This window comes from Geobacillus sp. Sah69, assembly GCF_001414205.1.
Lineage (GTDB): Bacteria > Bacillota > Bacilli > Bacillales > Anoxybacillaceae > Geobacillus > Geobacillus stearothermophilus.
Genome location: NZ_LLKS01000037.1, coordinates 1 through 12,625 on the forward strand (window position 1 = coordinate 1; position 12,625 = coordinate 12,625).

Below are 12,625 nucleotides of genomic sequence, written 5' to 3' on the forward strand. Positions count from 1 at the left end.
GTCAGATGTTTATAAGAGGCAGCCTTTGAGTTTCAGCCTTGCGGCCGTACTCCCCAGGCGGAGTGCTTATCGCGTTAGCTGCAGCACTAAAGGGTGTGACCCCTCTAACACTTAGCACTCATCGTTTACGGCGTGGACTACCAGGGTATCTAATCCTGTTTGCTCCCCACGCTTTCGCGCCTCAGCGTCAGGTGCAGGCCAGAGAGCCGCCTTCGCCACTGGTGTTCCTCCACATCTCTACGCATTTCACCGCTACACGTGGAATTCCGCTCTCCTCTCCTGCCCTCAAGTCCCCCAGTTTCCAATGACYCTCCACGGTTGAGCCGTGGGCTTTCACATCAGACTTAAGAGACCGCCTGCGCGCGCTTTACGCCCAATAATTCCGGACAACGCTCGCCCCCTACGTATTACCGCGGCTGCTGGCACGTAGTTAGCCGGGGCTTTCTCGTGAGGTACCGTCACCGCGCCGCCCTCTTCGAACGGCGCTCCTTCGTCCCTCACAACAGAGCTTTACGACCCGAAGGCCTTCTTCGCTCACGCGGCGTCGCTCCGTCAGGCTTTCGCCCATTGCGGAAGATTCCCTACTGCTGCCTCCCGTAGGAGTCTGGGCCGTGTCTCAGTCCCAGTGTGGCCGGTCACCCTCTCAGGCCGGCTACGCATCGTCGCCTTGGTGAGCCGTTACCTCACCAACTAGCTAATGCGCCGCGGGCCCATCCGCAAGTGACAGCCCAAAGGCCGCCTTTCAACCGAAGACCATGCGGTCTTCGGTGTTATCCGGTATTAGCTCCGGTTTCCCGGAGTTATCCCGGTCTTGCGGGCAGGTTGCCCACGTGTTACTCACCCGTCCGCCGCTGACCAAATCAGAGCAAGCTCCGATCCGGTCCGCTCGACTTGCATGTATTAGGCACGCCGCCAGCGTTCGTCCTGAGCCAGGATCAAACTCTCCAAAAGAAAGTTGATTGGCTTTGTCAGCTTCGGCACCGACACCAAATGTGTCAAGCAACCTCAGCCTTTCTATTGCGCTTCGTTTCGTTCAGTTTTCAAGGAACGAGCTATTCTTTCTTCGTCCGAGGAACTTACCTCCTCGAAAGTGACTCTTACAATATATCACCTTTTTTGTTTTTTGTCAACACATTTTTTGCTTTTGAGTCAGTCAAGAGTTTGCGGAGCACTTTTTTCGGTTATATTGTAAATAGCTATAATAGCTATATAAATGCACCTTGAAAAGTTAACTTCTCGATTACGCAACACACCCCAAGCGTCGCAACACGTCTTCCAGGCGTTCCTGAATGGAATGAACAAATCGTTGAACCGCTTGCAGGATCTCATGGCGGTCTTTGTGAAAGGCGTTGGCGAACACCGTATCCTTCAGCCATTTCCACAAACGCTCGATCGGGTTGAGCTGCGGCGAGTAGGGCGGGAGATACAAGAAATGAAAACATGGTCCTTCTTCCCGCAAAAACTCCTTCACCATTCGAGCGTGATGAATCCGGGCATTGTCTAGGAGGCTGGTGAAAAACGACTGATTTCGCCGAACCCATTGTTTTCGGCCGAAAGAGAAGCGTTGATTTTGCAAGACTTCTCTATTTGAGAAAAAAGTCCATTTTCCGAGATTTTCACTAAATCACCGGCCTTCTAGAACAAGCGCCATGATCCGGTTGGGATGCCGCTCTTTGAGTCGGCGCAAGAAACCCAAGAACGTCGTGGCGTTGGCGGCTTCTGCTTGGTGAAGCACGGTGTCCCCATCGTGGACGTTCACGGCGCCAAATACCGAAATATGGGCATGATAGCCGAATGTCGGCACTCGTTTTTGACAGCCAGTCTCGGACCAAGTGGATCGCAACACATGATAAGAGCGGATATGCGTTTCATCGATGTATAGAAGAACGGCCTCTTCGGTCTCCTTAGTGATCAAGTTTTTTTATCAGATCCATTTGTTTTTCAAATGGCTTTTGCTCATCCGGATTCCCTTTCGCCAGTGTGTACGTCGGGCGAGTCCATGACAGACCTTGACGGTGCAGGAGTTTTCGCAGCGCTTCACGGGAAATGGAAACGCCGAAGTGCTTTTCCACATAGGACGGCAGGAGTTTGGTGTTCCACACCGAAGTCACATCCCACCCCAGTTCGGCGGGAGTCGTGGTGAGCACGAGCCGCTTGATCTCTTTCTGCTGTTTCCGTGAGAAACAGCTCGCGTCCGGGCGCGAAATCCCGATGAAGCAAGAGGTCCCCCCATACCCATCAAGTTAAGAATTTTGGTCTTTGTGCATCGTCAAAAACATAGAACATGTGTACATCGGACATGAACGCTTGTACGTTCCACGGTTGGTTTTCCGCCGTCTGACGGCGGAAGAATGACAAAAACGGATGGCGTATGTGCGAAAAAAGCATGTCTATAGCACCACGGGTTAATAATTATATTTTAAATTACCATGTTTAATTTGTACTGTACCAGAACCGTCATTTTTAAATCTAAATGCATAACTACCGGGATGCTTTACCAGTGTAGTGTCTCTCCAATCAAGTGCAGCCCAGCCAGCCACATCTCTCCATACAACTTTACCAGTATATACTTGACCTAGTTTATAAACTTCTACTGCAACTGCCTCAGGTCTATTAATTAGTTCAAATTCAAAAATCCCAGGATTATAAAAATAGTATCCACCATTAATCCAAACGTAATTTGAAAAGGTGGTATTGCCAAAGGAGTATTTTTTAATGCTCTGAGCAGTTACTGTTTGTTCTGCTATAATAGATTTTGTTTTAGGGTCATCTGTTTCGATGGATTTCTCTTCAAGATTAATCGTTTTGATAAGATTATTATTTTCATCATAAATTTCAACTCTTGGAGCTTTATCTCGGTTAATTGCTTGATCATTTACTTGAGCATTTACGGCGTTTGATTCAAATATAAACAAAAGAATAGTCGCCAATGTAATTATAAGATGAATCTTTTTCATCATTCCCATATTTTTCTCATCCTTTCATTCATCTTTGAACATTTATCTCCACAACATTAGCATTTATTACATATACCCGTGGTGCTAGATAAACTTGATCAAGCATAAAAATAGCCCTTGCTGGCGGATCTCCAGTAGAATGAAAGTGTCACCCAACATTCGAAAGGAGAGATCCCCCATGCAAGAGCACTTTCATTTTACTACAGATCCAGCCAAACTTCAAAAACAATATGCCGCTATTTTCTGTTTTGTTTCTGCCCAACTGTCGTTGATTCAAATGTATCTTCATCGCCGCAACCGTCACTTGGTCAAGCAAGAAGACGAAGTGGTCATGGCGGTTCACCTTTTGGGGAAGCTGCTGGGCTTTTCTTCCGAACGAGCCTGGCATCGTTTTGTCACGGGAAATTTGTTCACAAACGGCTCGTTTCTTGAACGCTCCCGATACAACCGCCGCTGCCGGGCGCTTGGTTTCGCCATCAAATGGATCCGTCATGAGCTGGCGAAACGTGGCCAACACCATGCTTATGCGGTCGTCGACAGCTTGCCTCTTCCGTTGTGCCATCCCGYRAGAATGCAGCGCGTCAAGCGATTTCGAGGGATCGCAGATATGGGGTATTGTGCTTCCAAAAAGCAATGGTACTACGGTTTCAAGCTGCATCTTCAAGTGACCAATCAAGGGCTGGCCTGTCGTGACGGAAGCGTCCTGCCACGACGTCAAAGCCGCTGAAACGGTGATGACTCAAATCCCTCATCCCTACAACTTTGGGGACAAAGGGTACATCAGCCACGCTCTTCGAGAAAAGCTGTACGAAGAACACCAAGCCGCGTTCTGGACACCGTCTCGACACAATCAAAAGCACGGCCCATCCAAGGCATGGGAAGAATGGATCAGGAAAAAACGCAAAGTCATCGAGACGGTGTTTTCGATTCTCGTAGACCAATACCGGATCACCGACATTCGAGCGAATTCCATGGCCGGGTTTGAAGTGGCACTCGATGGCATCTTGTTGGCTTATTCCTTGGTCACACTAGGGCTGGTTGAGCGCTGACGCTCAACTAGCACCACGGGTATTATATAATATATTTAGTGAAAGAGAGGTGAGACAAATGGACATGACGTTAACAGCCAAAATCAAAATTTACCCAACAGCGGAACAAGCAGAAGTATTGAAAGCCACCCTTTCCGCTTATCGACAAGCGTGCAACGCTGTATCTGTTGTGATTTTTGACACAAAAGTGCTTGCACAAGCCAAGTTACACGACATGACCTATCGTCTACTTCGATCAAACTACGCTTTGCGTTCACAAATGGCGCAATCTGTGATTAAAACGGTGATCGCTAGATACCGTTCCCTAAAAAGCAATGGTCATGAATGGACATTGGTTCGCTTTAAAAAGCCTGAATATGATCTCGTTTGGAATCGAGATTACTCCATTGTTCAAGGGTTATTTTCTGTCAATACGCTAGAAGGACGAATCAAAGTGCCATTCGAACCAAAAGGCATGGAACAATATTTTGATGGCTCATGGACGTTTGGCACAGCCAAACTCGTCTATAAGCATAACCAATTCTTTTTGCACATTCCCATGACTAAAACAATTCCGACCGTAGATGAACACAACATTCGCCAAGTGGTCGGTGTCGATGTAGGGGTTAACTTTCTTGCAGCAGCTTATGATTCGCAAGGGAAAACTACCTTTTTTAACGGACGAAAAATCAAGCATATGCGGGCGAAGTACAAACGAATGCGAAAAACCCTCCAGCAAAAAGGGACGGCTTCTGCGCGTCGGAAGTTGAAAACAATCGGACAACGAGAAAACCGTTGGATGACGGATGTGAACCATGCTGTCACGAAGGCACTCGTTCGTCAATATGGAGAACGTACCCTTTTTGTATTAGAAGATTTAACAGGCATTCGTGAAAAAACAGAACGTGTACGTATCCATGACCGATATGAAACTGTATCGTGGGCGTTCTATCAGTTCCGTCAAATGTTAGAGTATAAGGCACGTTTGCATGGGTCAAAAGTGATGGTGGTTGCTCCGCATTACACCTCTTTGACATGTCCAAAGTGTGGTCATACGGAAAAAGCCAATCGAAACAAGCGTACACACACCTTTTGTTGTCGAACATGCGGATACACCTCAAACGATGACCGCATTGGTGCTATGAACCTTCAACGAAAAGGAATAGAGTACATCGTTGAAGGAACGACACAGGCATGACCTGCGTCGTTGGGCAGTTGTCAACCTGCCCCTAATGCAACCCCAAGTCAAGGAAGGAGGACGAAGTCCGCTCGCACTTCTGGGGAGTTGCAAGCCCCCACTTCAAGCGTTAGCGAAGTGGGGGTAGTTGACCCACTCTTCCTTTCCTGAGCACTCGAGTTCGCATGGAGGAGACACGCATTCATCTGAAGTCCTCTGCAAACGTGAACACCATACAGTTATGCCTGCTGCACATTGCGCAACCAATAGCGCTGATACAATTGGAAGTAAAATCCTTTTGCTTCCAACAGTTCTTCATGCGTTCCTTGTTCGATCACGTTGCCTTCGTTGAGCACAAGGATGCGGTCGGCATGTTGAATCGTGTTCAGCCGGTGCGCGATGACCAAGCACGTCCGGCCGTTCATGAGCCGCGCGAGCGCTTCTTGAATGCACACTTCGGTCACCGTATCGATGTTGCTCGTCGCTTCGTCCAAAATCAAAATGGCCGGGTCGGCGATCATCGCCCGAGCGATGGCCAACAGCTGCCGCTGCCCTTGGCTGATTCCGCCGCCTCCGGGGGACAGAACGGTGTCATAGCCGTTCGGCAGCTTCATAATAAACGAGTGGGCGTTCGCCTGGCGCGCCGCCTCCTCGACTTCTTCATCGGTCGCCTCAAGCCGTCCGTAACGAATGTTGTCGCGGATCGTTCCGGCGAACAAAAACGTATCCTGAAGCACAAATGCCATATGCCGGCGCAAACTCGCTCGCTTGATCGTCCGGCTGTCGCGCCCGTCGATCAAAATCACGCCTTCATCCGGATCATAAAAGCGGGTCAACAGCTGCAATACGGTCGTTTTGCCGGCTCCAGTTGGACCGACAAGCGCGACCGTCTCCCCCGGGGCGATGGAAAAGGTGACGCCGTCGAGCGCCGGGCGCTGTTTGTCGTAAGAAAAGACGACTTGACGAAACTCAATGCGTCCATCAAGCCGGTCCAAGACCACCGCTTCCCGCTCGTCTTCCTCTTCCTCCGGCAAATCCAAAATTTCCAACACCCGCTCGGCGCCGGCCAACGCCGACAGCAGTGTGTTCCATTGATTGGCCAGGTCATTAAGCGGTCTGGTAAACTGGCGGGCGTATTCGACAAACACGACGATCGTCCCGACCGATATCGTCCCTTTCGCCGCCAGCCATCCGCCGACAACGGCAATCAAGCCGAAGCTCAAGTTGTTTAAAAAGTTCATCAGCTTCGGAATAAAGCCGGAATACGTTTGCGCCCAAAAACCGGCTTGTTTCAGCTCGGCATTTTTGCGCGCCAATTCCTCCTCCATCCGCTCTTCTTGGGAAAACAGCTTCACCACTTTCTGTCCGGAAATGACCTCTTCGATAAAGCCGTTCATCTCTCCGAGCGCCCGTTGCTGCTCACGGAAACGCACCCGCGTCCGGTTGGTGATCCAGCGCATGCCCACATACATGAGCGGCACGACAACAAGCGTTACGATTGTCAACACAACGCTTTGTGAAAGCATAACCACCATAGCGCCCATCAACGTCAACGTGCTCGAGACGACCTGGACAACCGTGCTGTTAAATGTCTGGCTCATATGGTCGATGTCGTTTGTAATCCGGCTCATGAGTTCGCCTTGCTGGCGGCGGTCAAAAAACGAAATCGGCAGCTCATGAAAATGGCGAAACAACCGCTCGCGAATGCTGCGCACCGTCCGCTGGCCGACATCGATCATCCAATAGTTTTGCCAAAACGTCGCCGCCCCAAGGGCCAAATAAATGGCCAGAAGCAAAATGAGCGTTGCGAAAAATCCATCCGTTTTTCGTTCCACAATGTACGAATCAACCGCCCGGCCAACGACATACGGCCCAGCAAGCGCCAACGCCGAGCTGGCCATCACCATAGCCATGGCTGCAAACAGCTTTCGCTTTTGCGGAGCGATAAATGCCCAAAGCCGCCGCAACGTGCCGACGCTGTTTTTCGCCCGTTGCGCACTTGCGCCAACACGTGCTCCGTGCGGACTATGCCGTAGTGACATCCACCGATCCCTTCTTTCCTTCCTGCGTGGCGACGATGCGTCGATACAGGTCGCTCGTCGCCAGCAGTTGTTCATGACTTCCTTGTGCGATCAGGCGGCCGTCTTCCAAAAGCAAAATCGTATCCGCCGCCATCGCGGTGCTCACCTTTTGCGTCACTATCACCGTCGTGCATGCATACTTCCGCAACGCTGCGAGCAGCTTTGCTTCCGTCTCTGCATCGAGCGCGCTTGTGCTGTCATCCAAAAGCAAAACGCGCGGTTGCCCCACCAAGGCGCGGGCGATCGACAGCCGCTGCTTTTGCCCGCCTGATAAATTGACACCCTTTTGACCGATCCGTGCGTCGTATCCATCCGGAAACCGAGTGATAGTTTCATGAATTTGCGCATCACGAGCCGCCTGCACAATCTCTTCCATCGTCGCTGTCATCTTGCCGAAGCGAAGGTTGTCGGCAACCGTTCCGGAAAATAGCAGCACTTCCTGCGGAACAAAGCGCACCGCCGTCCGCAGCTGTTCGGCGGAAAACTCGCGCACATCGACGCCATCAATCAACACGCGCCCGCCGCTTGGTTCGTACAACCGGGGAATCAGCTGAAGAAGCGTCGATTTGCCGGCCCCTGTCGCTCCTAAAATGGCGGCTGTCTCATGCGGACGGATGACAAACGATACGTCAGAAAGCGCGTCAAGTTCGCTGTCTGGATAGCGGAACGAAACGTGCTCAAAGCGAATTTCCCCGCGCTGAACGGCCGGACCACCGCCCGCATCCGCCCCGTGTCGCTCGCCCGGGGCTTCAAGAAGTTCAGCGAGGCGGGCGGCCGAGGCGCGCGCCCGTGAAAACGCCATCGTAATAAATGTAAACATCGACAACGCAGCCGTCGTCCTTGTGGCGTAATTGATGACAGCCACGACTTGCCCAGCGCTCGCCGTCCCGGCCTCGATATGGTGGCGGCCAAAAAGGAGAACGGCGACGATGGCGGTGTTCATCACGATCAGCAACACCGGCGTGATCGTCTCCACGAGGCGAAGCACGCTCATGGTCCGTTCCATCAGCGCATCGTTCGCCGCCGCAAATCGCTCCTCTTCGTATTCTTTTCTCATCCACGCTTTGATGAGGCGCATGCCGGCCAAATTTTCACGCATCACGCCGTTGACGCGATCAAGCGCTCGTTGGACGGCGGAAAAGGACGCCGCCGCCTTTTGTACAACCCACAATAAAAAAAACAGCGGACAGAGGAACAGCCACCGCCAAAACGAGCGCCAAGCGCGCATGAACGACAAACGCCATCGCGACGCCGAAGACGACCAGAAGCGGCGCACGCAAGGCGATGCGCAAACTCATAAACAACATGTTTTGCACTTGGGTCACATCGTTCGTCATCCGGGTGATGAGCGAGGCCGGCGACAACTGCTCGATGCGCGCAAGCGAAAACGATTGGATTTTGGCAAACAGCGCCGTCCGCAGCGCAAATCCGTACTCCTGACCGACGTAGGCAGCAGCAAATGAGTTGGCGATGCCTGAGGCAAACGCCAACAGCGACGCCCCGAGCATCACGGCTCCCCACGTGAAAATGGCCGCAACATCCTGTTTCATGACACCATCGTCGATGATTTTCCCCATCAACAGCGGCTGCCAAAGCTCGATGATGAGCTCGGTCAACATAAACAACCAAGCTAACGCCATCCACTTCCCATATGGCCGCAAATAGATCAGCACCCGCCCCATGTCTGCGCCACTCTCCTCTCCATTCCGATCGCGGGGCCCAGCCGCCGTTCATCGTTGTGTATCATTTTATTCTAAACCCGAAATATTTATTTGACAATGAGAATCCATTTGCAGAAGCGGAGATGCTCCCGGCCCAAAGGAACAAAAACCCCCGAACGAATGTCTCATCGCTCGGGGGCCACGGCGGCAATAGGGGAACAACGGGTCTATTCCGTCGTTTCGAGCGGGATGCCCGACTGGCGGGTGACTGAACAACACCGCTTCCAGACCCATGCATGGGTCTGGGAAGCAGGTGGTTATTCAGTCTTCCGTCACACCTTGGCGCGACGAAGGCAAGCCTGTGGCTTGCCTTCAGCAGTCGAAAAAATACATCAGAGAGCGTCATTTGATCGAGCTGCTCGATCACGTCCGCCGGAACGCCGCCGCCCTCATCCTCAACCGCCACGGCCACATCAGCGCTTGTGACGAAAAAGGAGAGCGAAATCGTCCCCGCCTCCATCCCCGCCCGTTGAACCGCTTTGGCGGCATTGACGACCGCTTCATGCACCGCCAACACAAACAATTCCGCATCACGGACCGCAAACAATGAAGCAGCCTGCTCCGCAAGAAGATGGCAAACCAAAACCGCTTCCTCGTCCGCCCGGCAGCGCATGATCCATGCACACACCACAAAGCGCCCCGCCTATCCATGAACCGTGATGGACAATAAGCAAATGTCGTCGGAAGGGCTGACGAGCGGCGGACCTTGGCTGATTAAACGTTCGAGGAAGCGTTTATCCGGCAAATGGCGGTACATTTGCGTGCATGAGCGAATTTTTTCAATGCTTTGCAAAATCGACGGATCGATCTCCTCTAAAATGCCGTCTGTATACAAAAGGAGGCGGGCCCGCTTGTCGTAATGAATCACCCCTTTTTCAAACGACAAGGAAAACGGGCTGCCAATCGCCAAACCGCCTTTGTCCAACTCATGGACGCTTCCATCGTCAAACACGAGCAGCCCAGCCGGATGGCCGGCGTTCGTATATTCAATTTTCCGCTCTTTCGTGTCAATCACTAAATAAATCATGGAAAACAGGTGGCGGATGTCGTTGGCCTCATCAGGAAACAACGTTTGCACATGCTTTTCCAGCTCGCTCGCCACCGAGACCGGGTCAATGACGCGCACGATCAACCCGCGCAAAAGCGAGCGAAGCAGCATGCTCACCAAGGCTGACGAAATGCCGTGTCCCATCACGTCGATGACGATCACCCCGTAGCGGTACAGGTCGATTTGATAGCAAGCGTAAATATCGCCTGACAAATCATCGGATGGAATATAGACGGCATCCATCGTCACCGCCTCGTTTTGAATGAGCGGCGTCAACAAGTTGTGCTGAATTTTTTTCGCCAGCTCGATTTGGCGCCGCCGCTCCGCCTCTTTCTGCTTTTGCTTCGTCTCGTCTTCGACAAGGACGATATATCCGTCCCCCTGAAGCACGGGAATGATCGTATAGGCGACATTGACGGACGTGCCGTCCGGACGCTGCACCATCCCTTCGCCGCATCGCTGCTCTTGGGGAGAAAACGGAAGCCATGTTTGGCTGCCGCAGCGAAAGAGCGACCATATCGGGCGGCCGACCGCCTCTTCTTTTCGACGCCCAAACAGCCGCTCGGCACTAAGCCCCCAATCTTGCACGGTTCCGTCCGCCGCCACCGGAACAACCGCAAACGGGGCGGAATCGTAAATGACCCCGAGCAACTCAGACGGCGTCGGTCGATCAGCCGGAGGCATAGCGGTTTGTTCCACAAAATTCCAAACGAGCCATTCTCCTTCGCTGCCTGATAGCCGATAGACGTTCATCCAACTCGTACATATTTTCCCGCTTTTCGCTACATGTCGCGCTTCTCCTTGCCAACATCCGTCCTTTTTTACCGCCTCGGCGATGCCATCTAACAACGCAGCCGACCACTCGGCTGAAAACAGAACGCCGACCGGCTGCCCGACTAATTCATGTTTGGCAAATCCGAGCCATCTTGGCGTCAGCTCGCTGACTGCAACAATCGAAAGTTGACGGTCGGTCATCACCATGCCGCTGCCCAACTGTTCCGCATCTAGCTGATCGATCGCCTGTACTTTCGCCTTCACCATCGTTCAACCCTTTTTTGTTATAATCAAAATCCATCGCTTTTAGCTGACACCGGCTTCCCGAAACAAACACGCGCATCGGCGCCGGGTTGTTTCCACCCCGCCTTCGGGTTGCATGTTCAGCACCACATTTCGCCCATTGTTCCCATTGGGAACAGATTATTGTTGGTATTCGCGGTCTTTTGTTAATTTTCCTGCTTGCTGGCGCAGAAATCTTCTATATAGGATAGATGCAACGAAGAAGTTTAACATATCCTTGACAGAAAAGCGGTTTGTCCATTTTCGACTGTCGAAGGCAAGCCTATGGCTTTCCCCGTCACGCCAAGGCGTGACGGAAGACCGAACAACCACCTGCTTCACAGCCCCATATATGGGGCTGGAAGCGGCGTTGTTCGGTCGCCTGACAGTCGATAAAAGCTGCAAATGGTAAATCTTCAAATTGCATCTATATAGTCCGTTTTTCTTATTTTGCTGATTGTCCAAACCGCCGGCGAATCGCCGCAATCACAAGCAAGAGCACCGGAATGATGATTTGCATCGGGATGTGCAGATAGAACGTGACAATCTTTAATCCTTCATGAATATGTTCCCAGTAGTTGCTGGCCATCGCCACTGACCACAATAAGACAAGCACCCCAAACGCATAAACAAGCCGCTGGTGGTTCGAAAACCCGAATACATGAGCCACCCCCACGATGCCGGCATAAAAAAAGATGGAGACTTTAAAAAACCCCCCGATCACTAGAGCGACCATAAAAAAGACATCAAGCCGCTCTAAAAAGTGAGCGACTCGAATGCGGCGGATCGTATCGAGCAACGGAAACGATGAACGTGACACCGCATCAGCTCCTAAGACGGCCGTATTAACGACCATAATGATCGCCAGGTTGATCCCGGTCAACACCATCCCGGCAACGGCGGCCCGCCGCGCTTTTTCCGGACGATTCAAGTATGGAAACAGCATGGTAAACACGATCATTTCGCCAAACGGCACGTACAACGTTTCCGTGAACACCGTTTTCCACACCCGTTTCCACCCTTCCTCTAACACCGGTTGGATCTGGGTGAGATCAACAACTCCGGAAGCGATAACTAAGAGGAATCCAACAACTGCCAGTATATGCAACAACGTATAAAGCAGTTCGCCGGTGCGTGCCAATACTTCAATGCCTTTATAGGCACCGTACATGACCGTCATAGCCATAAGGGCATTCAAAACAAACAGCGGCGTTTCCGGATAGGCAAACGTGAGCAACAGTTCGCCAAAATCACGCAACACACGGGCGGTTATATGGAAAAAATAGGTAATATAGAGAACTGCCAACACCTTGCCGAGCGGCTTACCGACGATATGTGTCACATAGGAAGTCAGCGGCTGATCGGGATAATAATGAAACAAACGCTCATAAACCAAAATCAGCAATAGCCCAAGAACCAGACTGAGCAAAATGGCGATCCACGCATCTTGCTTGGCGCTGGCGCCGAGCGGAATGACTATCGCACTGCCATGCTCAAACAATACGATCAGGACAAACAGCTGGCGCATATTGATTTTACTATGTTCCATCTCGCTCC

Annotated in this window: 6 protein-coding genes, 4 pseudogenes and 1 other annotated feature; of the genes and pseudogenes, 2 read left to right on the forward strand and 8 right to left on the reverse strand. The window is 51.8% G+C overall.

Annotation, left to right across the window (positions count from 1 at the left end; translation table 11 throughout):
• Position 1: 1 nt before the first annotated feature.
• Positions 2 to 951, reverse strand: a sequence feature (16S ribosomal RNA rRNA prediction is too short).
• A gap of 289 nt (positions 952 to 1,240) precedes the next feature.
• The 3 genes and pseudogenes from AP057_RS18145 to AP057_RS09630 all read right to left on the reverse strand — a co-directional run bounded on the left by AP057_RS18145 (position 1,241) and on the right by AP057_RS09630 (position 2,966).
• Positions 1,241 to 1,846: pseudogene (locus AP057_RS18145) on the reverse strand (transposase).
• 58 nt (positions 1,847 to 1,904) lie between these two features.
• Entirely contained in the window at positions 1,905 to 2,147 is a 243-nt protein-coding gene (locus AP057_RS17510) for a winged helix-turn-helix domain-containing protein (protein WP_235468546.1), read from the reverse strand.
• Positions 2,148 to 2,405: 258 nt separating this feature from the next.
• Complete coding sequence (locus AP057_RS09630) at positions 2,406 to 2,966, reverse strand: hypothetical protein (protein WP_055358629.1); 561 nt, start codon at positions 2,964 to 2,966, stop codon at positions 2,406 to 2,408.
• Between the two features lie 169 nt (positions 2,967 to 3,135).
• Between AP057_RS09630 and AP057_RS09635 the strand changes: the two are divergent.
• Together AP057_RS09635 and AP057_RS09640 are read left to right on the forward strand one after the other, a co-directional pair.
• Positions 3,136 to 4,006, forward strand: a pseudogene (locus AP057_RS09635) (IS982-like element ISGsp1 family transposase).
• A 58-nt stretch (positions 4,007 to 4,064) separates the two neighbouring features.
• Positions 4,065 to 5,183, forward strand: a complete 1,119-nt coding sequence (locus tag AP057_RS09640; RefSeq protein ID WP_055358630.1) for an RNA-guided endonuclease TnpB family protein — start codon at positions 4,065 to 4,067, stop codon at positions 5,181 to 5,183.
• Positions 5,184 to 5,401: 218 nt separating this feature from the next.
• On the opposite strand, the gene AP057_RS09645 is transcribed toward AP057_RS09640, so the two are convergent.
• From AP057_RS09645 to AP057_RS09665, 5 genes and pseudogenes are all read right to left on the reverse strand, one after another.
• Positions 5,402 to 7,204 carry an ABC transporter ATP-binding protein gene (locus tag AP057_RS09645; RefSeq protein WP_055358631.1) on the reverse strand — a complete coding sequence of 601 codons (1,803 nt, stop codon included), beginning with the start codon at positions 7,202 to 7,204 and terminating at the stop codon, positions 5,402 to 5,404.
• Positions 7,188 to 8,925: pseudogene (locus AP057_RS09650) on the reverse strand (ABC transporter ATP-binding protein). The gene AP057_RS09645 and the pseudogene AP057_RS09650 overlap by 17 nt, the downstream one beginning before the upstream one ends.
• Before the next feature lie 367 nt (positions 8,926 to 9,292).
• Positions 9,293 to 9,595 (reverse strand): annotated as a pseudogene (locus tag AP057_RS18150) (ATP-binding protein); the annotation flags it as partial.
• 12 nt (positions 9,596 to 9,607) lie between these two features.
• Positions 9,608 to 11,053 carry a SpoIIE family protein phosphatase gene (locus AP057_RS09660; protein ID WP_055358633.1) on the reverse strand — a complete coding sequence of 482 codons (1,446 nt, stop codon included), beginning with the start codon at positions 11,051 to 11,053 and terminating at the stop codon, positions 9,608 to 9,610.
• A 460-nt stretch (positions 11,054 to 11,513) separates the two neighbouring features.
• Positions 11,514 to 12,617: a GerAB/ArcD/ProY family transporter gene (locus AP057_RS09665; protein ID WP_033015161.1), complete on the reverse strand. Its 1,104-nt coding sequence runs from the start codon at positions 12,615 to 12,617 to the stop codon at positions 11,514 to 11,516.
• Between the last annotated feature and the right edge of the window lie 8 nt (positions 12,618 to 12,625).